At 38.2% G+C, this 25,562-nt stretch carries 18 protein-coding genes; 10 read left to right on the top strand and 8 right to left on the bottom strand.

Annotation, left to right across the window (positions count from 1 at the left end):
• Position 1: 1 nt before the first annotated feature.
• From JK629_RS12980 to tsaD, 4 genes are all read right to left on the bottom strand, one after another.
• A complete protein-coding gene (locus JK629_RS12980; protein WP_225626029.1) occupies positions 2-1,096 on the bottom strand; it encodes an AI-2E family transporter in 1,095 nt (364 codons plus the stop codon).
• A gap of 90 nt (positions 1,097-1,186) precedes the next feature.
• A complete protein-coding gene (locus JK629_RS12975; RefSeq protein ID WP_202336043.1) occupies positions 1,187-1,831 on the bottom strand; it encodes a DUF4159 domain-containing protein in 645 nt (214 codons plus the stop codon).
• Between the two features lie 44 nt (positions 1,832-1,875).
• The gene (locus JK629_RS12970) at positions 1,876-2,589 is read right to left on the bottom strand and encodes a 16S rRNA (uracil(1498)-N(3))-methyltransferase (RefSeq protein WP_202336042.1); all 714 of its coding nucleotides are present in this window, start codon (positions 2,587-2,589) and stop codon (positions 1,876-1,878) included.
• 10 nt (positions 2,590-2,599) lie between these two features.
• Positions 2,600-3,661 carry a tRNA (adenosine(37)-N6)-threonylcarbamoyltransferase complex transferase subunit TsaD gene (gene tsaD, locus JK629_RS12965; RefSeq protein WP_225626028.1) on the bottom strand — a complete coding sequence of 354 codons (1,062 nt, stop codon included), beginning with the start codon at positions 3,659-3,661 and terminating at the stop codon, positions 2,600-2,602.
• 123 nt (positions 3,662-3,784) lie between these two features.
• Between tsaD and JK629_RS12960 the strand changes: the two genes are divergently transcribed.
• The gene (locus tag JK629_RS12960; protein ID WP_225626026.1) at positions 3,785-8,104 is read left to right on the top strand and encodes a translocation/assembly module TamB domain-containing protein; all 4,320 of its coding nucleotides are present in this window, start codon (positions 3,785-3,787) and stop codon (positions 8,102-8,104) included.
• Positions 8,105-8,123: 19 nt separating this feature from the next.
• Here the strand turns inward: JK629_RS12960 and JK629_RS12955 are convergent, their stop codons facing one another.
• On the bottom strand, positions 8,124-8,504 hold the full coding sequence (locus tag JK629_RS12955) for a RidA family protein (protein WP_202336040.1): 381 nt from the start codon (positions 8,502-8,504) through the stop codon (positions 8,124-8,126).
• A 46-nt stretch (positions 8,505-8,550) separates the two neighbouring features.
• Positions 8,551-11,268, bottom strand: a complete 2,718-nt coding sequence (locus JK629_RS12950; protein ID WP_225626024.1) for a putative LPS assembly protein LptD — start codon at positions 11,266-11,268, stop codon at positions 8,551-8,553.
• A gap of 164 nt (positions 11,269-11,432) precedes the next feature.
• On the opposite strand from JK629_RS12950, the gene JK629_RS12945 reads away from it, so the two are divergent.
• From JK629_RS12945 to bshA, 8 genes are all read left to right on the top strand, one after another.
• Entirely contained in the window at positions 11,433-12,608 is a 1,176-nt protein-coding gene (locus tag JK629_RS12945) for an N-acetylmuramoyl-L-alanine amidase family protein (protein ID WP_225626022.1), read from the top strand.
• Positions 12,609-12,662: 54 nt separating this feature from the next.
• A complete protein-coding gene (locus JK629_RS12940; RefSeq protein WP_202336039.1) occupies positions 12,663-13,613 on the top strand; it encodes an MlaD family protein in 951 nt (316 codons plus the stop codon).
• A gap of 3 nt (positions 13,614-13,616) precedes the next feature.
• Positions 13,617-14,948: a (Fe-S)-binding protein gene (locus tag JK629_RS12935; protein ID WP_202336038.1), complete on the top strand. Its 1,332-nt coding sequence runs from the start codon at positions 13,617-13,619 to the stop codon at positions 14,946-14,948.
• A gap of 12 nt (positions 14,949-14,960) precedes the next feature.
• Positions 14,961-15,395 carry an LNS2 domain-containing protein gene (locus JK629_RS12930; RefSeq protein WP_202336037.1) on the top strand — a complete coding sequence of 145 codons (435 nt, stop codon included), beginning with the start codon at positions 14,961-14,963 and terminating at the stop codon, positions 15,393-15,395.
• 54 nt (positions 15,396-15,449) lie between these two features.
• On the top strand, positions 15,450-16,241 hold the full coding sequence (locus JK629_RS12925; RefSeq protein WP_202336036.1) for a (Fe-S)-binding protein: 792 nt from the start codon (positions 15,450-15,452) through the stop codon (positions 16,239-16,241).
• Positions 16,242-16,306: 65 nt separating this feature from the next.
• Complete coding sequence (locus tag JK629_RS12920; RefSeq protein ID WP_202336035.1) at positions 16,307-16,792, top strand: ABC transporter ATPase; 486 nt, start codon at positions 16,307-16,309, stop codon at positions 16,790-16,792.
• Between the two features lie 15 nt (positions 16,793-16,807).
• Positions 16,808-19,726, top strand: a complete 2,919-nt coding sequence (locus tag JK629_RS12915; protein ID WP_202336034.1) for a glycoside hydrolase family 3 N-terminal domain-containing protein — start codon at positions 16,808-16,810, stop codon at positions 19,724-19,726.
• A 40-nt stretch (positions 19,727-19,766) separates the two neighbouring features.
• Complete coding sequence (bshA, locus tag JK629_RS12910; RefSeq protein WP_202336033.1) at positions 19,767-20,912, top strand: N-acetyl-alpha-D-glucosaminyl L-malate synthase BshA; 1,146 nt, start codon at positions 19,767-19,769, stop codon at positions 20,910-20,912.
• A 121-nt stretch (positions 20,913-21,033) separates the two neighbouring features.
• Here bshA and JK629_RS12905 read toward each other — a convergent pair whose 3' ends face one another.
• A complete protein-coding gene (locus JK629_RS12905) occupies positions 21,034-21,534 on the bottom strand; it encodes a hypothetical protein (protein ID WP_202336032.1) in 501 nt (166 codons plus the stop codon).
• 133 nt (positions 21,535-21,667) lie between these two features.
• On the opposite strand from JK629_RS12905, the gene JK629_RS12900 reads away from it, so the two are divergent.
• A complete protein-coding gene (locus tag JK629_RS12900; RefSeq protein WP_202336031.1) occupies positions 21,668-24,601 on the top strand; it encodes an FAD-binding and (Fe-S)-binding domain-containing protein in 2,934 nt (977 codons plus the stop codon).
• On the opposite strand, the gene JK629_RS12895 is transcribed toward JK629_RS12900, so the two are convergent.
• Complete coding sequence (locus JK629_RS12895; RefSeq protein ID WP_202336030.1) at positions 24,598-25,434, bottom strand: UDP-2,3-diacylglucosamine diphosphatase; 837 nt, start codon at positions 25,432-25,434, stop codon at positions 24,598-24,600. The two genes, JK629_RS12900 and JK629_RS12895, sit on opposite strands and share 4 nt — an antisense overlap.
• Positions 25,435-25,562 lie beyond the last annotated feature (128 nt).

The following is a 25,562-nucleotide window of genomic DNA, read 5'->3' as shown; positions in this document are numbered from 1 at the left end:
CCTAAAGGTTACGGGTAAGCCGCTTTACAATTTTGTATTCGGAAAGAAATTCTTTTGCAATTACTTTTATGGCGGTATATGTTGGCACGGCAAGTATCATTCCCGGAATGCCAAAAACGAAACCTGCAGTAAGGATTACAATAAAAATTTCTAATGGATGAGAACGCACACTATGTCCAAAAATAACGGGCTGAGAAATAAAATTGTCAAAAATCTGTGCTATGGCATAGCCGCAAGTGGCTATAAATAAAAGTGGCAAAAGCCCCGTTGAAAAATCGGCGCCAAGATTGTTTGAAACAATTACAAGCAGCATCAGCACCCAACCAATAATGGGCCCTAAGTAAGGGACGATATTTAGAAATGCACAAATTAGCGCCACGGCAACTGCATCACGAATATCCAAATAGAGCAGCAGTACAGAATAAAAGAGTGCGAGAATAAAAATCTGCAATAAAAGACCAATAAAATATCTAGAAAGAAGTTCTTTAATTTTAATAAGAATTCGCTTAAATTTTTGTTCATTTCCACTTTGAGAAAAAACCAATACAGAGCGGGCAATAAGACTTTCATCTTTCAAAAGAAAAAAAGATATGAAAAGAACAGAAAATATACCGATGATAGTGCCGGCAATATTTCCGAAGAAAATATCTATAAAGCTTGGAATGATTTCAACATCTAAATTTTGAACATAGGTAGTACGCTTAATTGCTTCTACCAATTGAAAATGATCTACGCCCAGGTAATCGCTGGCTTGAATGTTCAGCTCGTTTAAATCGCGCTTTACTTGTTCAAAATCTATTTGTGAAATATGTTTGCCTTGTTCAATAATAATAGGCACAAAGATACTGAGCACCATTCCTATAGAGCCTATAATGAGCAGCAAGGTAATTACCGACGCTAAGGTATTTCCGAACTTAAGTTTTTTTCTTAAAAAGAGAACTACGGGTCGGCCAATCAATGATAATACCAGTGCCAAGCCTATATAAAGAATAAGTGCCTGAATTTGATACAGGATCCAAAGTAAAATTACAATGCCCACCAGTACCGCTAGCGCCCTTAAAATACCGAGGGTTATGGCTTTTGCAGTTTTTTTCACTTCGTAAATATACTATAATCCAAACTAGAAAAAATCAAAGTTTTGTTAAGGAATTAGGCGGCGAAATTTTGACTGTGATTACTAAAAGTGCTAATTTTCAAAAATATATTTTATTATATTGGCGCCCATCTGCAATGCCTTTAATCTTACTTCTTGCGGATCATTGTGAACTTCAGGGTTTTCCCAACCGTCCCCTAGGTCGGTTTCAAAAGTGTAGAGCAATACCAACCTATCTTCAACAAAAATTCCAAATGCCTGTGGCCGCCCTCCATCATGCTCGTGAATCTTAGGCATTCCCTGTGGGAAATTATAGACATAATTAAACATAGGATAATTAGCAGGAAGCTCTTTCAATTCTTTGTTGGGGAATATTTTAATGAGTTCTTTTCGGATGTAAGTATTCATTCCGTAATTATCGTCAATGTAGAGAAAACCACCGCTCATTAAATAGTTTCTTAGGTTTTCTGCTTCTTCCGCAGAGAAATAAACATTCCCATGCCCCGTCATATGCACAAAGGGGTAATCAAAAATATCTACACTTCCGGGAGTTACGGTCTGGGGTTTTTCCTTTAATGCGGTATTAATATTTTGGTTGCAAAATTTTACCAAATTGGGCAGCGCAGTAGGGTTTGCATACCAATCGCCACCGCCGCCGTATTGTAATAGGGCAATTTCCTGAGCAGAAATGCTTCCGAGGAAAACCAAAAAGAAAAAATAGAAAAATTTTATACGCATAGCATTCAAAAATACGAAATAGAAGACACAAACCTAATAGGTAATTATATATCATTGCTGAATGCAACGCTATGGCAAGCTACAATTGCGGCAGTTTCGGTACGCAAGCGACTTTTTCCTAATGTAACGGGTATAAAACCATTTGTCTCTGCCATCTTAATTTCTTCCTCAGAAAAATCACCTTCGGGGCCTATTAGGATAGTAATTTTATTATTTAGATAAAGTACGGATTTCAACGATTTTTTATCACTTTCCTCACAATGGGCAATACATTTTAAACCTTGGGAAGAAGATGTTGAATTTATAAAATCCTTAAACGAAACGGCCTCGTTCAATAAAGGTAAATATGCTTTCAGTGATTGCTTCATTGCACTTTGAAGGATTTTTTCGTAACGTTCCGGCTTTATGTTTTTTCGTTCGCTGTGGTCGCAGATTATAGGCGTTATTTGTGAAATGCCTATTTCAGTAGCCTTTTCCAAAAACCATTCATAACGGTCGTTAAGTTTTGTGGGTGCAACTGCCAAATGTAGTTGGTAGGGCAGAGGGTGCTGTACTTCTTCAGAAAGAATTTTTACCACACAAGCTTTCGGATTTGCAGCTATAATTTCTGCCGAAAAAAAAGAACCTTTTCCATTGGTGATCTTAATTGTATCACCTTCCTTCATCCGCAGCGCTTTTACTATATGGCGGCTTTCTTCTTTGTCAAAAGTTACTTCTTTTGAGTTTTCTGAAATAGTCTGATTGTAAAAAAGTTGCATTCCTTTTTGTTTAAAATTTCATCCTCGCAGAAGCCACCACGTTGTTCTCCGCAAATTCCTGTGATTTATATTTCAGCTCGCCCACAATGGCAATCATTGCTGCATTATCTGTACAAAATTCAAATTTCGGGATGTGGGTTTTCCATCCGTATTTTTTTTCGGCTTCCTTCAAAGCGTTTCGTATTCCGCTGTTCGCGGAAACGCCGCCACCTATTGCAACTTCCTTAATACCTGTTTTCTTCACAGCATTTTTAAGCTTATCCATTAAATAATCTACAATCGTAAACTGAATGCTTGCACATATATCTGCTATGTTTTCAGAAATAAAATCAGGATTTTGATTCATTTCCTTTTCAACAAAATAGAGTACTGAAGTTTTCAAGCCGCTAAAGCTGAAATCCATGGGTCCTACTTTTGGCTTCGGAAATTTAAAAGCTTTTGGATTTCCTTCCTGCGCATATTTATCTACCAGGGGTCCGCCGGGATAGGGAAGGCCAAGAATTTTTGCGCTTTTATCAAAAGCTTCACCCACGGCATCATCAATGGTTTGGCCAATTATCTCCATTTCAAAATAATCGGTCACCTTAACAATTTGCGTGTGGCCACCGCTTATTGTCATTGCCAAAAAAGGAAAGTTGGGAGCAGTTTGTTCTTGGGTCTTGATAAAATGTGCCAAAATATGTGCTTGCATATGGTTTACATCTATCAAGGGAATGTCCAAACCGAGCGCCAAAGATTTTGAAAATGAGGTGCCTACAAGTAACGAGCCCATCAATCCCGGTCCGCGTGTAAAAGCGATGGCTGATAACTGATTTTTATCGATATTTGCTTTGCGTAAGGCCTGGTGAACCACGGGAACAATATTTTGTTGATGTGCCCTTGAGGCAAGTTCGGGAACTACGCCTCCATATTGTTCATGAATTGCCTGTGTGGCTACAACATTGCTTAGTATTTCGCCGTTGTGGATTACGGCTGCAGCAGTGTCGTCACACGATGATTCAATACCAAGGATATAGCAGTTTTTCTGTGTCAAAGTGAAAGGGGTATATTTATTGGTTGTAAAATTAAACATTAAAAACGTATCAAAAAACTTCGGAAAATAATAGTTCGCACCTTTGTAATCATTGTATTGCTACTCGTGTTTATGGTTATTATTTTTTCTATTCCCTCTGTACAAACCTGGGTCGCAAAAAAAGTGACCACAAATCTAAATGAAACCTACGGGACCGATATAAACATAGAGCGTTTGGGCCTTAACTGGAAAGGCGAAGTAGATATTCGCGAAGTATTTATTGCAGACCACCACAGCGACACCCTTATTTATAGTAAGCAATTACAGACGAATATTATCAATTTTCAAAACTTGATACAAGGTAATCTGGGCTTTGGGGATATAGTGTTGGATCAAGCAAAACTGTATGTAAAAACTTATATAGGGGAAGAAACCGACAATCTTTCCATTTTCGCCAAAAAGTTTGATACCGGAAAGCCTAGCACTTCACCTTTTTCGCTTTTCGGCAATGATGTGACCTTAACCAACAGCCATGTTAAGATTATTGATGAAAATCTTGAAAAATCCGAAATTTTCAACCTACATAATGTAAATATTACTGCCAACAACCTGAATATAAATGGACCTGAGGTAAAGGTGAATATTGAAAGCCTGTCATTGTTGGCGGAGCGGGGTTTTGCAATTGAAGATATGCAAACTGATTTTTCATATACAGAAACAAATATTACTTTGAAAAATCTAAATTTAAAAACCACGGAATCAAACATCGTGGGTGAAATTGATTTGGATTATTCCAAAAATGGAATGGCAGATTTTATTAATGAAGTTGTAATTACTGCTACGCTAAAGGATTCAAAAATTGCAACGAACGATCTCAATGGGTTTTACAACGAATTTGGCCCCGACCAAATTATTTATTTGGATACTGAACTTAAAGGAACGCTGAATGATTTCACCGTAACTAATTTAAACCTCAAAACAGACGATACTAATATTCAAGGCGATTATGCCTTTAAAAATATTTTGGATTCCGAAAAAGAATATGCCATTACCGCATCCAATCACTATATAGCTACAAATTATTTTGATTTGAGAAGATTTATGCCACGCATTTTAGGAGAGGTAATTCCGGTGGAATTAAAGGAACTAAAAAACTTCAGCCTAAGCGGGAATACCTCCATTATCGGTGAGGAGCTTAACACAAATAGTATTTTGCAAAGCGCGATTGGGCAGGCAAACGTAGATTTAAAAATGGGCAATATCACAAATATTGATAATGCTTATTATAGCGGCAATGTTGTCTTAAAAAATTTCAACCTCGGAAAAATTGCGAATACCACTTCTTTGGGAAAAATGACAGCCGATTTGGATTTTGATGGACGTGGTTTTAACAAAAATACAGTGAATACTGAAGTCTCCGGAACCATTTCTTCCTTTGCTTTTGAAGGGTACGATTATAAAAACATACAGCTTTCAGGAAATCTGAAAAATCCACTTTTTAATGGGGAACTTTCTATTAATGATCCAAATTTAAAGCTTCAGTTCAAAGGGTTGATAGATGCATCGAAGAAAACAAATCAACTTGATTTTGAGGCCGAAGTAGAATATGCAGAATTGAACAACCTCAATTTAATAACGCGCGATAGTATTTCGGTTTTCACTGGAAATGTAGTTGTAAATATGGAAGGAAAAACTATTGACGATGTAGTGGGAACGATTAACTTCAGTCAGACTTTTTATCAAAACGAACGTGATTACTTTTATTTTGATGATTTTACGATTACATCTTCTTTTAATGGTACCGTTCGTACCATTGATATAAACTCACCCGATATTTTAAATGGAAATATTTCCGGAGAATTTTTAATAAAGGACATTCCCGATTTATTTCAGAATGGGATCGCCAGCATTTATACAAATTATATTCCCCAAGAAGTAACCACCAATCAATATATAGATTATGAATTTGTGGTTTATAACAAAATTGTAGACGTATTTGTACCACAACTAAAACTTGGCGATAATACACGAATAAAAGGCTCAGTTTCTTCTGAGGAATCAAAGTTTGAGCTCGATTTCCGTTCCCCGGAAATCCTTCTTTTTGATAATTATATAGGCAAACTAAACATTCAAGTAGATAACGATAATCCGCTTTATAACATATATATAGCCGCAGATTCTGTATATACAGGTTTTTATAATTTAAAAGATTTAAGTGTCATTAATAAAACCTTGAATGACACTATGTATGTACGGTCTGAGTTTGCCGGAGGAGAAAAAAAAGAGGATCTTTTTAACCTCTCACTGTATCATACAATCAATCCTGCAGGTAAATCAGTAATTGGTGTAAAAAAATCTGACATCACTTACAAAGGAAACGTTTGGTACCTGAACGAAAACAACAATCGATTGAATAAAGTGGTTTTCGATGATAATTTGAGGGAAGTCCGAATAGATTCTTTAGTTCTTAGCAATAATGACCAATTGATTCAAATGGCGGGGGTACTGCGCGATTCAACCTATAAGGATTTGAAAGTTCAATTTAAAGATGTAAATATTGGCGATATAGTTCCGGAAATTGACAGTCTGCGATTAAAAGGAAATATGAACGGTAAGTTTGATTTTCTTCAAAAAAATGGGGCATACTATCCTAACAGCTCTGTTACAATTGATGCCGTTGAAATAAACGAAATTCCTTTTGGCGATTTAAATTTAAAAATTGATGGAAACGAAGACCTTACAAAATATCGCATTAATACCTCTCTTACAAACAACAATGTAAAATCCATAAATGCAGTGGGAGAGATAGATGTGTCTGCCAACAACCCACAAATTCAGCTAAATGTAGATTTAAATCAATTCAACATGCAGGCTTTTAGTCCCTTCGGGGCAGATGTCATCACAAATATTCGTGGATTTATTACTGGAAATGCAAGGATCTCGGGCAATTATAAATCTCCAGATATTTTAGGGCGCTTCACTCTTGAAAACAGCGGATTGAAGATTCCTTATTTAAATACTGATTTTAACCTGGAAAGCGGCGCGCAGATAATTGTTACGAAAAACAAATTTGAAATTGACGGCACCCAAATAACAGATACCGAATATGAAACTGTTGGCGTGTTTTATGGAAATGCGACCCACAATAATTTTAGCGATTGGGAATTAGACCTCCACATTGAAGCACCCGAAAGGCTTCTGGTCCTCGACACTCCACCAGAAGAGGATGCACTGTATTATGGTACTGCATTTATAAGCGGAAGAGCTGATATTAAAGGACCAATAGATGAACTGGTTATTGATGTTGAAGCAACAACACAAGCTGGAACAACCTTTAAAATACCCATTAGCGATACAGAATCCATAGGTGATGATTCCTTTGTACACTTTCTCTCACCAAAAGAAAAGGAGGCAAGAATTAATGGAGAAACAATCTTTTCAGAAGATGTAAAAGGATTATCATTAAATTTTGAATTGGACATCAATAAAAATGCAGAAGTAGAGGTAGTTGTGGATCAAGAAAACAACTCTACACTAAAAGGTCGCGGCGCAGGGATTCTTCTTATTGAAATTAATACCAATGGAAAGTTCCAAATGTATGGCGACTTTCAAGTATATGAAGGAGAATATGACTTTAGGTACGGGGGCATTATTCAGCGAAATATTGGTGTTGTTCCCGGTGGAAACATTACGTGGGATGGTGCTCCAGAAAAAGCCAATTTGGATTTGAGTGCCGTATACAAAACCCAGGCCAACCCATCTGTTTTATTGGATAATCCATCTATTAACACAAAAATTCCTGTTGAAGTCTATGTTGACTTAAACGGCGAACTGGCACAACCAGAATTGAGCTTCAATATAGATTTTCCCCGTGTTAGTTCCACTTTAAAGAGCGAGCTGCAATACAAATTGCAAAACCAAGAACAAATGCAAAACCAGGCCTTGTTTTTATTGGCATCCAACTCTTTTGTGAGCGACAATTACGCAGGCTCAAACGCTTTTGCGGGCACCGTGGCCGATAGAGTATCTGGTTTAGTAAACAACCTTTTTGCAGATCAGGATGGCAAATTCAGGGTAGGTTTGGATTATTCCGTGGGTACCCGAACACCCGATCAGGAAACTTCAGATCGTTTTGGCATCACACTTTCCACACAAATCAACGAGCGTATTCTTATTAACGGAAAAGTGGGTGTTCCCGTAGGCGGTGCAAATGAGACCTCAGTCGCTGGAGATATTGAAGTGCAATGGCTAATAAATGAAGACGGAACGTTGCGTATGAAATTCTTTAATCGTCAAGCTGATTTGCAGTTTATCGGTGAGGACCAAATTTTTGAACAAGGTACGGGTATTTCCTATTCCGTTGATTTCAATACATTCCGTGAATTGTACCAAAAACTCTTCAACAAAAAAATAGTTTTAGAATCTGAACTCCCTGTAATCCCTGATGACAATAGCTATCCTGTGGAATTTAATTCTGAAGGCACAAAAACTGAAGAGGAATAAACGGTATGTAGTATTCCTTCTAAAGTGAAGCTATCACTGAAATCTCTACATTTACAAACTTAGGCAGATTGGCCACTTCTACGGTTTCACGAGCTGGGGCTGTAGCTTCGTTAAAATATGTAGAATAAACCTCGTTTATTGCAGCAAAATTGTGCATATCGCTAATAAAGATTGTTGTTTTCACAACATTTTCAAAAGTCATTCCTGCTTCGGTCAAAATTGCCTTTAGGTTTTCCATGACTAATTTGGTTTCGGTTTTAATATCATCGGTAACCAAATTTCCCGTTTTCGGATCAATGGCTATTTGCCCAGAGGTATAAAGCATGTTTCCCATTAAAACCGCTTGATTGTAAGGGCCAATCGGGGCAGGGGCATTTGTGGTGGTGATTATTTTTTTCATTTTAATTTGACGTTGTGATTCGGTATTTTTTCCCATCAACCAGCAGCTACAAACGCTTATCGCTTTCTCTTCGCTTATCGTATTTAATATCGCTAAGCACTGAGGATTTAATTCCGATAAAGAAATACCAAGCAGTATTGATACTGCCAATGGGTGTCCAGTTAAAGCTCATTTGCCAGCTTTCCAAATCGCGCTGGAATCGGAACTGGGTAAGTGTAACGCCTTTGTTTTTAAAATCATAGCCCGACGACACGCCCACAGTCCAACGGGGCGCAAGTTCCATGTTGGAGCTTACCATAAGCGACTGGCTGGAAATTTCATTCTGACGCTGGCTGTTGCCATAGGTTATGGTATAGGCCAAACGCATATCCCAAGGAATTTTGTAATTGTACCACGTTACATTTGTCTTGTCAAAATCTTCCTCTTCATCATCATTATAAATTTGCCCATCATAAATATTTGCTGCATCTCCAAAAAGATCATCGGGACGCCCTCCATTACGGAAGGTTTCATTATCTATACGATCTAAATCCTTTTTACCACTTCCATTAAAATCCTTGCTGGAAAAGGAATAGTTTATACTCACATTGGCATTGGTAAGTCTAAAAAGACTTCCTCCATTGTTTATATTAAATACATCTATTTTTTTATTGTTGTTATCTAAAGCATAGGGGTCCAGAGTTCCGCTGAAGTTAAAGTCCAATTTCGGCACAATAGGAATGCTTCCGGTAAACTGCAATGGACTCCATTGTAACGAATCGCCCGCAAGGTTATAAGCTGTTGAAAAATTTAGATTGTTCAACAGCACAATTTTCTTTGGTTCCAGCGCAGTTGTATCACGATCGCGAACTTTTGCCTCAAACGTATTACTTAGCGACATTCCAATACTGCTGGAATACACTTTATTTGGCGGGCCGTATAGGGTGTTTTCAAACCGTGAATACTCTACCACTTCGCCCGCAGCTTCATTTGCGGTCTGGGGAATTATGAATTCATCATAATACCTATCAAAAGCAGGGTTTATATTATAGCTAAGTGATGGACGAACCACGTGGCGAATGGCCTGTATTTTGCTATCCTTTCCAAAATTGAAAAGCCCATAAAGGGTAGTTCCCAAGCTGGTTGAAAAATTATAGGTCCTGTAACTTTCAAAACCCGAGACCGTATCTCTTACAATGCCTCCCAGGCCATCATTTATACTTTCGTCATAACGTTGCCGCGTACTTTTCAAAACCCAAGTTTCCCTATAATTTGTGCCAAGGGAAGCGCTTAAATATTTTAGGATTTTAAAGTTTGTTGTAAGTGGTATGTTATGCTGCGCACCAATCTGTGCATTATTGAACATTTCTGACTTAAAGAAAAGGGAATCTGTTGTCTGGATTCTGTTTTCTGCTGAAAGATCGTACTGAAAGTTAATGTTTTGTATAATTCCTTTTTTAGTTCCATCCTTCGGTGCGAAAGGATATATTCTTGAAACGCTTGCGTTTAAATTTGGCAGGGACATAGTTATGTCCTGGGTATTTGTATTTTGGGAATGTGTTGCGGCCACTGCAAGATTGACCTGGGGTTCGCCCTCAAAAGTTTTGGAGTATGAAATGGAAGAGCTTAACGTGTTAACCAATGCACTTGCGTTATTGGTTTGGTTGATGGATTGCGAAAAATACTTGCTACTACCAATGTTTACCGAAGCTGAAAAGCGGGAATTGGGACTGCTTTTCGTATCTTGTGAATGCGACCACCGGATGTTGTAAATACTCGTTTCGCTAAAGTTTGGAAATCCTCTTTCTTCCTGTACAAGCTTTTCAAAACGGGCACTCACATTTCCTCTAAATTTATAGCGAAACGCATACGTGGTCTCACCTCGTAAGGCATAACTCCCATTTGTATAATAATCGCCAAGCAAACTTAAATCCAAGTATTCATTGATTGCAAAATAATATCCCCCATTTTGAAAAAAGAAACCACGGCTATTGTTCTCACCAAACGAAGGAATTATAAAACCCGACGTACGATCTTCAGTCAGCGGAAAATATGCAAACGGTAAACCAACGGGTGTGGGAACGTCTGCAATATACATATTGGTCAAGCCAGTAACCACCTTCTTTTTAGGGACAAACTTTGCTTTTCTGGTATAAAAATAATATTCGGGATCATCAATGTTTTTGGAAGTGGTGAACTTTACATTCCGCAGATAAACTACAGAATCGTTTACTTTTTTGGTAACATCTGCAATCACCCTAAACCCGTTTTGCTCGGTTCTGCTATTGTAAACCAAAGCCTTTTCGGTATCAAAATTATAGCGAATGGAATCGGGCTCCACTTTGTTGTTTGCCTGTACAAAAATGGGGCGTTGGCTGTAAACACCGGCACTATCTATTCCTTTGGCATATACTTCGTTTTTGTTATAATCCAGAATAATCAAACCTGCATCTATCCGCATATCGCCATAAATGATGTATGCCTTATTATACATATAGATTTTATTCTCCTTTCTGTTGAGAAGCACATAATCTTCACCATAATAGTCCACCACATCTGTTAAGGTTTCTTTTTCCGGCTTAATGGTATCGCCTTTTACGGTGTCTTGGGTTTTTTCATTTACTTCATCTATTACAGGTTTTAGGTTTACCGTAAGTGTATCATTTTGAGTTGTTTTTGGCAGATTTGTTTCATTTTTCAGGGGAATGTCCTGCGCATGCAACACAGCGCTGCAAAATAGCAGAAATGTTAAGAAGATTGTTAAGTAATGCCTGTTTGTCTGCAATGCTTAAATGCTATTATTTTGTAGATTTGGCTCAGTATTTGAAACGGTCAAAAATAAACATATTTTTTCGGGTACGTTTTTTTAAATCATTTTTTTAAAATATCAATTTTTCTTAATCGTTAACACCTATATGAAATACCCATTAACTATTTGCAAAATAATAAATGATGAATAATCTGGACATTCCACTTTCTTTTTTATCAAATATGCTTTTAAAGATGAAAACGAAACTTTTTTCTTTATTCGTATTAGTTATTGCGGTTTCCTGTTTCCCTTTTGCTGCTTCAGCCATTGAAAATCCAATTAAACCTTTCGTTGTTGTTTTGGATGCGGGCCATGGTGGCCACGACCACGGAAACAAAGGCAATGGATATAAAGAGTCCGAAATATCATTGAACATCGTATTGAAAGTAGGAGCAGAGCTGGAAAAATTGCCCAATGTGAAAGTTATCTATACCCGTAAAACCGATGTATTTATTGAACTGCGGGAACGAGCGGCAATCGCAAATAGAGCAGATGCCGATCTTTTTGTTTCTGTTCATTGCAATGCCCATAAATCAGATGCATATGGAGCAGAGACCTTTGTGTTGGGGCTTCATAAGAGCCAGGCAAACTTTGAGGTTGCAAAAAAGGAAAATGAGGTAATTTATCTGGAAGAAAATTATCAGGAAAAGTATGGCGGCTTTGATCCCAATGCTCCAGAATCATTAATAGGAATGGTCTTAATGCAGGAAGAGTATCTTGACCAAAGCATATTATTGGCAAGTTTAGTACAGAACAACGTGATAAATAATTTAAAGCGAAAGGATAGAAGTGTAAAGCAGGCTGGTTTTTGGGTACTTCACAACACCTATATGCCCAGTGTTTTGATTGAAACTGGCTTTCTCACCAATAAAAGTGAAGGTGCTTATCTAAATTCCGCCAAGGGACAATCGGAAATGGCACGCGAAATAAGTAACGCCATAAAATCTTATATTAACAGTATTTCTATTTCCACAGAAAAGATAAAAGATCCCGAAGTGAAGGAACTTGAGGTTGAGAAAGCTATAGAAGTTACTAAAGAAGACATTTATGAAGGTGTAATATTTAAAGTGCAATTAGCTGCAACCAGTAAAAAAATAGATCCAAAACCAAACAACTTCAAAGGATTAAAAGATGTAGCACGTGAAAAGGAAAATGGTCTTTTTAAATATTATTACGGTGAAACATCAGACTACAACAAAATTCAGGTCATGAAAACATTTGTGCAGCAAAAAGGATATCCTTCAGCATATATTGTCGCATTTAAAAAAGGGAAAAAAGTTAATCTACCCGAAGTGTTAAAATCCAAAGCCAATTAGCGTGCTTTCTTTATATTTATCACTTAAATTTGTTCACAAACTAAAACTATACACTTGAGACTATCGAAAGAAGTTAAAACCGGAATCCTCGCCATCGGGGCTATATTGCTGTTAATCTTTGGTTACAGTTTTTTAAAGGGCACTAATTTGCTCGACAAAAACAGAGAATTCTATGTAAAATATGATAATGTTGAAGGCTTGGCGCAAGCCGCACCTGTTACAGTAAATGGGCTTACTGTGGGCAAGGTGCAGAATATATCCTTTGCCAATTCAAAGGGAGGGCTCGTTGTAAAGTTCACTGTTGAAAAGGATTTTGACTTTTCAAAAAACAGTATCGTTAGAATTTACAGCACAGGGCTTATTGGCGGAAAGTCATTGGGAATCTTTCCACAGTATGATGCTGGCAATATCGCAAAAAGTGGCGATACCCTTAGAGGGGATGTGGAAGACGGAATGCTTACGGCTGTTACGAAAGCCCTCGGTCCACTGGAGAAAAAAGTGAATAATACTCTTGCCACAGTGGATACGCTCTTGTTGAGCATTAATGCGATTGTTGACGAACAGACCCGTCAAAACCTAAAGGAAGCAATTGCAAATTTGAATACTACTCTTAACTCATTTGCTGGAGTTTCTGAAAACTTAAATCACATCCTCTCAAACAACACAGACAAACTTGATAATACATTTACAAATTTGGACAAAACCGCCGGAAATCTTTCAAAATTAACAGATTCCTTGGCGCAGTTGGAAACTGGTAAATTAGTAACCGATCTTCAAAACGTGGTAGACAAAATGGATAAAATTGTAGCCGGCGTAGATAATGGGGAAGGTTCTATCGGCAAACTATTAAAAGACGACAAATTATACCAAAATCTAGAAGGCGCTTCAAGGCAGCTTGAGCAGCTCCTTCAGGACGTAAAGCTCAACCCGAAACGTTATGTGCACATTTCCGTTTTTGGTAAAAAGAATAAAGAATACGAACCGCCAGCCAATCCAGACGAGTAAAACATGCAATACATTCCGAATATACTTTTTATTATTGCCCTCGCAGCGGGTGTGGGATATTTTACCCTTAACATCCGCAAGATAATCCGCAACATAAAACTTGGTCATGAAGTAGATGCTTCCGACCATACCTCGGAGAGATGGGGCAATGTAGTACGCATTGCGCTAGGACAATCAAAAATGGTGGTACGCCCCATCTCAGGACTTCTTCATATCATTGTATATGTAGGTTTTATTATCATCAATATCGAAGTACTCGAAATTATTATCGATGGAATTTTTGGAACCCATAGAGTACTTTTAACCGTCCTGCCCATTGGGCTATATAACTTTTTAATCGCTTCCTTTGAAATTTTGGCACTTCTAGTTTTGGTGGGGGTCATACTTTTCTGGACCCGCAGAAACATTCAAAAAATAAAGCGATTTTGGGCAAACGAAATGACGGGTTGGCCCAAAAACGACGCCAATTACATTCTTTATTTTGAAATGGTCTTGATGATTCTCTTTTTGACCATGAACGCGGCAGATCAGCAATTGCAAACATTAGGCGCGGCTCACTACGTTGAGGCTGGTTCGTATCCTGTAAGTAAATTTATAGTTCCCTTTTTTAGCAATCTTTCTGAAGCAACGCTGATTGCCATAGAGCGGGGGGCTTGGTGGCTTCACATTTTGGGAATACTTGTGTTTCTGAATTACTTATACTTTTCAAAACATCTTCATATTATTTTGGCGTTTCCCAATGTTTACTTCGGAAAAGTGGTTCCAAAAGGAAAGTTTAAAAATTTGGATTCCGTTACCAACGAGGTTAAAATGATGATGGACCCTAACGTAGATCCTTTTGCGGCACCCGCCGAAGGAGCAACCGAAGCTCCTGCTAAATTCGGAGCCAGTGATGTGACTGATTTAAGCAGAATACAGCTGCTGAACGCATATACCTGCACCGAATGTGGTCGTTGTACCAGCGAATGTCCCGCAAATATTACCGGGAAAAAACTTTCACCGCGTAAAATAATGATGGACACCCGTGACCGTTTGGAAGAGATTGGAAAAAATATTGACAAAAACGGTGAATTCAAACCAGACGGTAAGCAACTGCTGGACGATTATATTACGCGCGAAGAACTGTGGGCTTGTACAACCTGCAATGCTTGTGTTGAAGCCTGCCCCGTAAGTATTGACCCCCTGAGTATTATTATGGATATGCGCCAATATTTGGTGATGGAACAATCCGCAGCTCCAACGGAGCTAAATGTTTCTATGACCAATATTGAAAACAATGGAGCGCCTTGGCCCTATAACCAGATGGATCGTTTGAACTGGAAAGATGAGAATTGATAATATTTTTATATGAAAAAAGAAGAAGTAGAAATAATGCTGCATGATAAAGTAGAAAAGGGTGAACACGTGAGCCCAATTCTTCCAGAGGGGATAAAAAACTACTTGATAGATATTGACGGGACCATTACTGATGATATTCCCAACGAGGAACCCGAGCGGATGGCCACCTGTGAACCTTTTCCAGATGCTTTAAAAACCTTGAATAAATGGTATGACGAAGGACACATCATCTGTTTTTTCACTTCCCGCACCGAAGCCCATCGCGAGGTAACTGAAAATTGGCTAAACAAACATGGTTTTAAATACCACACCATGTTAATGGGAAAACCACGCGGTGGAAATTATCATTGGGTGGATAACCATTTGGTGAGAGCTACGCGATACAAAGGGAGATTCACCGATTTGGTGGAAAAAGAAGTAACAATAGAAGTATTTAAAGATTAATATAAATTATCACCCTGAGCGCAGTTGAAGGGTTGAAAACAGAAAAGTTAAGAAATGAGTGAACAACTAAAGGTCCCAACAATGGCCGAATATATGGCTCAAGGCAAGCAACCGGAAATACTTTTTTGGGTTGGCTGCGCTGGGAGTTTTGACGACCGTGCGAAAAAAATAACCAAAGCCTTTGTGAAATTGCTCAATAAAGCAAATATAGATTTTGCCGTTTTGGGAACTGAAGAAAGTTGCACCGGCGATCCCGCAAAAAGGGCTGGAAATGAGTTTCTTTTCCAAATGCAGGCGATGACAAATATTGAGGTTTTGAACGGTTATGAAATAAAGAAGATAGTTACCGCTTGCCCACATTGCTTTAACACTATTAAAAATGAGTACCCAGGGCTTGGTGGTAATTATGAAATTATGCACCACACCCAATTCCTAAAATCGTTAATGGAAGAGGGAAGGCTTAAAGTGGAAGGTGGAAAATTTAAAGGAAAGCGAATCACATTCCACGATCCGTGCTATTTGGGAAGAGCAAATGGCGAATATGAAGCTCCCCGCGAGCTGCTTCAAAAACTCGAAGTTGAGCTAGTGGAAATGAAACGTTGCAAATCACGCGGATTATGCTGCGGGGCCGGAGGCGCTCAAATGTTCAAGGAGCCTGAACCCGGAAAAAAAGATATTAACGTAGAACGTACCGAAGAAGCCTTGGAAACCGCTCCAAAAATAATTGCAGCGGCCTGTCCGTTCTGCAATACCATGATGACAGATGGCGTTAAGGCTAAACACGCCGAAGACAATGTTCAGGTGCTGGACGTTGCAGAAATGATTGCAAATGCAGAAGATTTATAAATCACTTGCAGGATGTTGCCGAAGGCCTCCTTGTAGGTCTAATGAATTAGAAAGAATATTCCAAAATGCTTACAGATTTTAAAAACCTGCCAGATGATTCCAGAATATGGATATATCAGGCAAATAGAAAATTAAGTGACGACGAAGTTACTGAAATCACCAAATTATCCGAAGATTTTTTAACCAAATGGACCGCTCACGGCGCTGAGCTTGAAGCGGGACTTGAAATAAGATACAATCGATTTATTGTACTTGGGCTTAATCAGGCAAATGCTTCCGCATCGGGCTGCAGCATTGACGCGTCTGTCCATTTCATACAGTCCCTTCAGGAAAAATTTAATGTGGATTTACTTGATAAAATGAACGTAACCTTTTATTCAGGTGAATATATAGCTTATAAACCTTTGGCGGATTTCAGAAAAATGGCAAAGGATAAATCCGTTTCCAAAAACACAGTTGTCTTCAATAACCTCGTTAATACAAAGGCCGAATATCTTGAAAATTGGGAAGTACCTGCACATGAAAGTTGGCACAATAGATTTTTATCTTAAAAGAAGTTTTTACGTATGAAAAATTTATTGTTTCCTTTTCTATTTTCTCTTGCATTCCTTTCAGGGTTTTCACAGGACAAAAACCCATTGATCCTAAAAAACGATTTTCAGAACCAAAAAAAATGGGTGGACAGCATCTATGATGCTATGACTTTAGAAGAAAAAATAGGCCAACTTTTTATGGCAGATATTTTTTCAAGTGATCCACAAGAAAAGACCGATAAAATAAAAAAACTAATTACCGAATATCATTTGGGCGGGATTATTTTTTCCAAAGGGGGACCCGTGCGCCAAGCCAAGTTGAACAATGAGTTCCAATCTCTTGCCAAAGTTCCCTTAATAATCGGTATGGATGCAGAATGGGGGCTTGCAATGCGACTGGATTCTACCTACGCCTTCCCTTGGAATATGACCTTGGGCGCAATTACAGATAATAAGATTATTGAAAAGATTGGGCAACGTATTGGTGAACAAAGTAAACGCCTGGGAGTACATATTAATTTTGCGCCGGTGGTGGATATCAATACAAATCCTAAAAATCCCATTATTGGAAATCGCTCTTTTGGAGAGGATAGGGATAATGTAACCGAAAAGTCCCTCGCCTTTATGAAAGGAATGCAAAGCGCTGGCATTATGGGAAGCGCAAAACATTTCCCCGGCCACGGCGATACCGACATGGATAGTCACAAAACCTTACCAACGGTTGATTTTTCAAAAGAACGTTTGGATACTTTGGAATTAGTACCCTATAAAAGATTAATTGAAGAAGGACTGAATAGTGTAATGGTTGCCCATTTGAATGTTCCCGCTTTAGAAATTCAAATGAATTATCCCTCTTCGCTTTCTTCAAAGGTGGTGACAGATCTTTTAAAAAATGAATTGGGTTTTAACGGGCTTATTTTTACCGACGCCTTGAATATGAAAGGCGCTTCCGATTTTAAAAAACCTGGCGAAATTGAACTTGCAGCATTTCTTGCAGGAAACGATGTGCTATTGATTTCCGAAGATATTCCAAAGGCCATAGAATTTCTTATAAATTCATACAATGAAGATGTTATTACAGAAAAGCGTTTGGCCTATTCTGTAAAGAAAATTCTATACGCAAAATTTAAAGTAGGCTTGCATAGCTACAAACCTGTCAGCACGGCCTATTTAGTAGAAGATTTAAATTCAGTTAATGACGATGCGCTTTATGAAGAAGCAATGGACCACGCGCTAACGGTTATTAAAAATGACCGTGCAATTCTTCCTATAAAAGATCTTCAAGAGAAAAGGATTGCCTATATAAATTTTGGCGATGATTCGGGCGAAATATTTTTAAATGAATTGCGAAAATATGGAAAGGTAGATTGGGTTAAAGCTAATAGTCTGGATGATTATATCCAAAAACTTAAGGCGTACAACTACGTAATTATTGGATTTCACAAAAGCAATGAAAACCCTTGGAAAAAGTTTGAATTTTCTGAAAATGAACTTGTTTGGTTATATGAAATTGCCCGAACAAACACCGTGATTCTCGATGTTTTTGCAAGACCCTACGCTATGCTGGATCTAAAAACCACAGCAAATTTTGAGGGAGTTTTAATGTCCTATCAAAACAGTGAGATTTCCCAAAAACTTTCGGCCCAGCTAATCTTTGGCGCAAGGGAAGCCAAGGGAAAGCTTCCCGTTTCATTGGGAGCGGATTTTCCTTTAAACACAATGCTAAAAACAAAATCATTGCGCAGACTTCAATACGGGACACCAGAAAGTGTAGGGGTTAACAGCTATAAACTGAAAAAAATTGATTCGCTTGCAAATTTGGGTATAAAGGAAGGAATGTATCCGGGAGCCCAAATTTTGGTGGCCCGAAAAGGAAAAATTATTTATCAGAAAAATTTTGGACATCACGAATACGATTCACAAAATGAAGTAAAGGACAGTACCGTTTACGATTTGGCTTCGCTGACCAAAATCCTTGCTTCCCTCCCCATGATTATGCAGCTTGTGGACAAGAAAGAATTGAGTATGAATACGAAGCTTTCAGAAATGCTTCCGGAGTACAAAAACTCGAACAAAGCGAATATTACTTTAAAGGAAATGCTTTCGCACTATGCGCGTTTAAAGGCGTGGATACCATTTTATCGCCATACACTCAACGACGAAAAAACAGGGATATCTTCAAAATATTATTCCAAAATTCCAGATAAGGATTTTAATGTGCATGTAGCAGAAAATCTATATATGCGCAGGGATTATATGGATACCATTTTTGAGACCATTCGCGATAGTGATTTAAACTCAAGTTTAGAGTACAAATACAGCGATCTTCCATATTATATTCTGAAGAAATATTTGGAACGAAAATTCGGGAAGCCGATGGAAATAATTGTTCAGGAGAACATTTATGAATCTTTGGGGGCAAATTATATGACATATCTTCCTTTGGAAAAATTTTCAAAAGACAATATTCCTCCAACGGAACAGGACAATATTTTTAGGAACCAGAAAGTTCAGGGCTATGTGCACGACCAAGGCGCAGCGATGCTTGGAGGAGTAAGTGGCCATGCGGGTTTATTCAGTAATGCAAATGATGTGGCCAAAATCATGCAAATGTATCTTTGGAAAGGTTTTTATGGCGGTGTGCGCTATTTTAATCCTGATATTTTGGATCTTTTCAATACCTGTTATTATTGTGATAAAAACGTACGACGGGGCGTGGGCTTTGACAAACCACAATTGGGAACATCTGGGCCTACATGCGGTTGTGTTTCCATGACTAGTTTTGGGCATAGTGGCTTTACCGGAACATTTGCTTGGGCAGATCCGGAACAGGATATTGTGTATGTCTTTTTATCAAACCGAACTTTTCCCGATGCGGAAAACCGAAAACTGATAAGAAGTGATTTGCGCAGCAAAATACAAGAAGCCATTTATGAGGCCATTGATTATTAAATTTCAAAAGATCTGTAACCTTTAATTTGAAAATAATAAAATGAAAATAGCAATAGTATGTTATCCAACCTTTGGCGGAAGCGGGGTAGTGGCTACGGAACTTGGCTTAGCACTTGCCGAGCATGGGCACGAAGTTCATTTTATTACCTACAAGCAACCCGTTAGGCTAGAATTACTTTCAAAACACATTCACTTTCACGAGGTTTCGGTGCCTGTTTATCCACTTTTTCACTACCAACCCTACGAGCTTGCACTCTCTAGCAAATTGGTAGATATGGTAAAACTCCATAAAATTGAAGTATTACACGTGCATTATGCAATACCCCACGCATACGCAGGCTATATGGCCAAGAAAATGCTGGCCGAGGAAAATATCTTTATCCCAATGGTAACTACGCTTCACGGCACAGATATTACCCTGGTGGGGAACCATCCATTTTATAAACCAGCAGTTACTTTTAGCATTAACAATAGCGATGTGGTAACTTCAGTTTCAAAAAGTTTAAAAGAAGACACGCTGCATCTTTTCGATATTAAGAAAGAAATACACGTAGTGCCAAATTTTATAGATATTCCGAAGAAAATCAACACATTTACTGATTGTCAGCGCGATTTAATGGCGGATAAGGACGAGCGGATTATTACCCATGTGAGTAATCTTCGACCAGTAAAACGTGTAAAGGACGTGATAGAGGTCTTTGACCGCATTCAGAAAAAGATTCCTTCCAAATTAATAATAGTAGGTGAGGGGCCCGAACGTGAAGGCTGCGAGCAACTATGTGAAGAAAAAGGTATTGAGGAAAAAGTACTTTTTGTGGGCAACAGCAATGAAGTGGACAAAATTCTTTGTTTTACAGATCTGTTCATTCTCCCTTCAGAAAAGGAAAGCTTTGGTCTTGCGGCATTGGAAGCCATGGCTTGCGGCGTTCCGGTAATTTCAAGTAATACAGGCGGCTTGCCAGAAGTAAATATTCAAGGAGTAAGCGGTTTTTTAAGCGATGTAGGCAATGTGGATGAAATGGCCGAAAATGCCTTAAAAATCTTAGCAACTGATGAAACACTGAAGAAATTTAAGAAGCAAGCAGTCGAGTCTGCAATGATTTACGATACAAAGAAAATTGTTCCGTTGTATGAAAAGTTATATGAAGAGGCAATTGCAAAAAGAAGTCTTGCCCAATCTCAATAATTCTCTTTTATAGATTGCAATAAAATAAATTGATATGAAAGAGGATTTTTCTTGTTTTTAAAAAAGAAATGCCCCATCAATACGTGGGGCATTTCTCTCAATATAAGGTGATGTTTGATTATCAGAACTGATATCGAGCGCTTAAACCCACATCAAAACTGATGTCGTCCCGGTAGCCTAAGTTCACCTGTGGGCGAAAATCAAAGGAAACCAGAAGAGGGAAGTCAAAATTGTACTCAATACCAACATCACCTGTTACAAAGGCAAATGCTTCTGAATCATCATACCTATCATCATACGGATAATCCTTATGTTTATGGTCATAGCTTACAATTCCTGCGCCAGCACCAGGCCCCGCATACCAATTGAAGCCTCCATCAATATTCCAGACCCACTGATAAATTCCAGTAAGTTTTACAGCGTCCCAATAACGATCGCTGTGAAAGGCCAACCCCAGTTCCAAACGGTTGTTATCGCCCAAACCTCGCTGATAGTTTACCTCTGGACCAAAACCATCACTTTCACTTAAACGTATCCCGATTGCATTTTTTGAAATTTCCTGGGCATTGGCGTGTAAGCTCAACGTGATAATCGCAATAGTCAATAAAACTGCTTTTCTCATAATTTTTCTTTTAGTTATAAACGCTGTAAATGTAGGCGTATTATAAGTTGGTAAACGTTAATGCGATGCTAATGGCAATTGTAAAATTTACAAAGTTTTGTTAAGGAAGTTTTTTACTTTTACAAAAGTTGCAATGAAACAAGAACTTCAGAATTTTCAAAAGACTTTTAATGGTGAATTTTTCACCGATACCCTTCATACCAGTATTTACGCTACAGATGCTTCTGTGTATCGAAAAATACCGCTGGCCGTAGCCTATCCTAAAAATGCTGAAGCAATACGGCAGTTAATCGATTTTGCTGTCAAGAACAACACTTCCTTAATTCCGCGAACTGCAGGAACTTCTCTTGCCGGACAATGTGTGGGCGATGGGATAGTAGTGGATGTTTCAAAATATTTTACAGAAATAATTTCAGTAGACACCCAAAAGCAGACAGTTACTTTGCGACCAGGCGTGATCCGCGATGAACTGAACCGCTATCTAAAAGCTTTCGGACTTTTCTTCGGTCCCAACACTTCCACCAGCAACCGATGCATGATAGGCGGGATGGTAGGCAACAACAGCAGCGGCACAACGTCAATTCAATACGGTGTAACGCGCGATAAAGTTTTAAAATTGAAAACCATTCTTTCAAACGGGGAAGAAGTAGTTTTTGAACCACTTTCAAAAGAAAAATTTCTCCAGAAAACACAGCTAGATACGTTGGAAGGAAAAATCTATAAAACGATTTACAATGAACTGATTTCCGAACAAACCCAACAAGAAATTTGGAAGGAATTTCCAAAACCTGAAATTCACCGAAGAAATACGGGTTATTCGGTTGACAGTCTGTTGAACACAACTGTGTTTGGTGAATTTAAAGAAGAAATAAACCTGTGCAAACTACTTTGCGGAAGCGAGGGGACCCTTGCATTTACTACAGAAATTACACTCCAATTAGATCCGTTACCACCACAATATACCGCAATGGTTGCAACACATTATCATACACTTGAAGCTTGTTTAAACGATGTAATTGTGGCGATGCAGCACAATTTGCATACTTGCGAAATGATGGACAATGTAATTTTGGATTGTACAAAAAAAAACAAAACGTATGAGCCATATCGGTTCTTTGTAAAAGGAAACCCAAAAACAATTCTACTCTTGGAATTGAAAAGCAATTCTGAAGCGGATTTAGAAAGTCAAACTTCATCTTTGTTGGATTCCCTCAAACTTTCAAGTCACAGTTATCATAATCCGGTTTTAAGAGGCGAGGAGATTGAAATGGCTGCCGAATTGCGCAAAGCCGGTTTGGGCCTACTCGGAAATATGGTGGGCGATCACAAAGCTGTTGCCTGTATTGAGGACACAGCGGTTGCTTTGGAAGATTTGCCCAGTTATATTTCAGAGTTTTCAGTGTTGATGAAACAGTACGACCAGCAAGCTGTTTATTATGCACACGCGGGCGCCGGTGAACTGCATTTGCGGCCCATCCTGAATTTGAAGACAGGGGTGGGAGTGGAGTATTTTCGTAAAATAACCACTGATGTTGCCAAACTTTGTAAAAAATACAGAGGCTCCTTTAGCGGGGAACACGGCGATGGTATTGTACGCGCCGAATTTATTCCGTTGATGATTGGCGAAAAAAACTATGCGCTTTTAAAAAGAATTAAAGCAGCTTTTGATCCGCACAATATTTTCAATCCCGGAAAAATTGTGAATGCTTTTAAAATGGACGAATCCCTTCGTTATGAAGTAGATAGGGAAGAACCCAATATTGAGACCCTATTGGACTTCAATGATTCCGAGGGAATTCTTCGTTTGGCTGAAAAATGCAACGGTAGCGGTGACTGTAGAAAAACGGCAGAAGCAGCGGGAGCCATGTGTCCCAGTTATCACGCCACCAAAAACGAAAAAGACACTACGCGCGCACGTGCGAATGCCCTGCGGGAAGTTCTAACAAATAATACAGCTGCAAATAAATTCAATTCAAAAGAGCTAAAGGAGGTTTTTGATCTATGCATCAGTTGTAAGGCCTGCGCAAGTGAATGCCCCAGTAATGTGGATATAAGCACTGCAAAAGCTGAGTTTTTATATCAATACAATAAAATAAACGGTGTTTCATTATCCAATAAGCTGATGGGAAAAAGTACGAAACTTAACAATATGGCTTCCAATTTTCCGCAGCTTGCCAATTGGTTTTTTAGAAATGGTCTCACTTCAAAAATTATAAAAAAAATTGGTGGAATACATCCAAAGCGATCCTTGCCTAAAGTTTCAAATAATAGTTTCAGTGATTTAATTCAAAAACATAAAAACCAGTTATTTACACATAATCCTGGCGATGATATACCCATTAAAAAGGTATTGCTTTTTGTTGACGAATTCAGTAATTATTTGGATACTGAAATAGCCTTGGATTCGTTTTTACTTTTAAAAGGTTTAGGGTATAAAGTGGAAGTGATAGATAACTTGGATAGTGGCCGTGCCTTACTTTCAAAAGGATTTTTGGAGGAAGCGAAAAAGGAGGCCAATACAAACATAGCCTTTTTAAAAGATAAAATTTCAACAGAAGTTCCTTTAGTAGGTATTGAACCTTCGGCAATACTATCTTTTCGTGATGAATACCTTCGGTTGGCGGATGATATAATTTCGGCGGAAGCAATTTCTAAAAATACATTTCTAATCGAGGAATTTCTTTCGGCCGAAATACATAACGGTACTATTTCCGCAGCACAGTTTACTTCCGAAGAAAGAAACATTAAAATACACGTGCATTGCCACCAAAAATCACAGAGCAACCAGAAAGTAACCTTTGATATTCTAAATTTGCCCGAAAATTACAAACCTACCATTATACCTTCTGGTTGTTGCGGTATGGCCGGCAGTTTTGGATATGAAAAGGAACATTACGATGTGAGTATGAAAATAGGAGAGTTAAAGCTTTTTCCAGCAATACGAAAAGCAACGGATAATACTATTTTTGCTGCTAACGGCACGAGTTGTCGTCATCAAATTTTTGATGGGACAGGCAGAAAAGCATTGCACCCAGTAACGATTTTAAGACAAGCTTTAAAAAATTAAATAATCGTTTTAAAAGCTTTCATGGCTGCAACCATATTTTCAAAACCTTCCGTTTGTTCTTCGAGCAAAACTTCTTCAGGAATAAAGACTTGTTTTGGGTTATTATAGAAATATAAAACCCAATTTTCATTATTATACTCCAAAGCTGTGAGGTTTTCTATCCAATCGCCGCTATTTAAATACTGGCAGCTTCCTTTATCTGTCACAATCTTCTTAATGCCTGGCTGATGGATGTGGCCACAGATTACATAGTCAAACTCATTGTCAATCGCCAAATCGGTCGCGGTTTTTTCAAAATTGTCTATGAATTTAATGGCAGATTTTACACTGTTTTTAATTTTCTTAGAAAGCGAATATTTTTCGCGGCCCGCTTTTTCCAATAAATAATTTATAAACCTGTTGAAAAGAATCAATAGATCGTAACTCCAACCACCAAGCTTAGCAATCCATTTGGTGTGTTGCACGGAGGCGTCAAAAACATCGCCGTGAAAAAACCAGGCTTTTTTTCCGTCCAGATTGAGTATTAATTTATCACATATTTGAATATTGCCCATTTTGGTATTGCTAAACTTTCGTAGTTTTTCATCGTGGTTTCCTGTTATATAATACACTTTTGTGCCTTTTGCGGCTAAGGACAAAATCTTTTTAATAATCAAAAGATGTGCTTTGGGAAAATATCTTTTTCGGAATTGCCAGATATCAATAATATCTCCATTCAAAATAATTTTTTTTGGCTTTACGGAGTTTAAATAGTGAAGAAGCTCTTTGGCGTGGCAGCCGTAAGTCCCTAGATGGACATCAGATATTACAACAATTTCAACTTTTCTTTTCAATCATACATATTTACATTACAAATTTCTAGAATTCATCGAATAAATACTTTATGTAAAAGTTATGATTGAAAGTCGAAAATGTTATTTCCTTTTCAGAATGTTTCTTAAAGATTATGAACAACGTTATT

Source organism: Aequorivita iocasae, from assembly GCF_016757735.1.
Lineage (GTDB): Bacteria > Bacteroidota > Bacteroidia > Flavobacteriales > Flavobacteriaceae > Aequorivita > Aequorivita iocasae.
This window is presented reverse-complemented; position numbering and strand designations above follow the sequence as displayed.

What these genes read in the sequence shown, in the direction of transcription:
- JK629_RS12930 (WP_202336037.1), top strand. Translation starts at nt 14,961, where the DNA reads ATGAAAAAAGAAGAAGTAGAAATAATGCTGCATGATAAAGTAGAAAAG.
- JK629_RS12905 (WP_202336032.1), bottom strand. Translation starts at nt 21,534, where the DNA reads ATGAGAAAAGCAGTTTTATTGACTATTGCGATTATCACGTTGAGCTTA.
- JK629_RS12915 (WP_202336034.1), top strand. Translation starts at nt 16,808, where the DNA reads ATGAAAAATTTATTGTTTCCTTTTCTATTTTCTCTTGCATTCCTTTCA.
- JK629_RS12935 (WP_202336038.1), top strand. Translation starts at nt 13,617, where the DNA reads ATGCAATACATTCCGAATATACTTTTTATTATTGCCCTCGCAGCGGGT.
- tsaD (WP_225626028.1), bottom strand. Translation starts at nt 3,661, where the DNA reads ATGTTTAATTTTACAACCAATAAATATACCCCTTTCACTTTGACACAG.
- JK629_RS12970 (WP_202336042.1), bottom strand. Translation starts at nt 2,589, where the DNA reads ATGCAACTTTTTTACAATCAGACTATTTCAGAAAACTCAAAAGAAGTA.
- JK629_RS12920 (WP_202336035.1), top strand. Translation starts at nt 16,307, where the DNA reads ATGCTTACAGATTTTAAAAACCTGCCAGATGATTCCAGAATATGGATA.
- JK629_RS12975 (WP_202336043.1), bottom strand. Translation starts at nt 1,831, where the DNA reads ATGCGTATAAAATTTTTCTATTTTTTCTTTTTGGTTTTCCTCGGAAGC.
- bshA (WP_202336033.1), top strand. Translation starts at nt 19,767, where the DNA reads ATGAAAATAGCAATAGTATGTTATCCAACCTTTGGCGGAAGCGGGGTA.
- JK629_RS12900 (WP_202336031.1), top strand. Translation starts at nt 21,668, where the DNA reads ATGAAACAAGAACTTCAGAATTTTCAAAAGACTTTTAATGGTGAATTT.
- JK629_RS12925 (WP_202336036.1), top strand. Translation starts at nt 15,450, where the DNA reads ATGAGTGAACAACTAAAGGTCCCAACAATGGCCGAATATATGGCTCAA.
- JK629_RS12945 (WP_225626022.1), top strand. Translation starts at nt 11,433, where the DNA reads ATGATGAATAATCTGGACATTCCACTTTCTTTTTTATCAAATATGCTT.
- JK629_RS12955 (WP_202336040.1), bottom strand. Translation starts at nt 8,504, where the DNA reads ATGAAAAAAATAATCACCACCACAAATGCCCCTGCCCCGATTGGCCCT.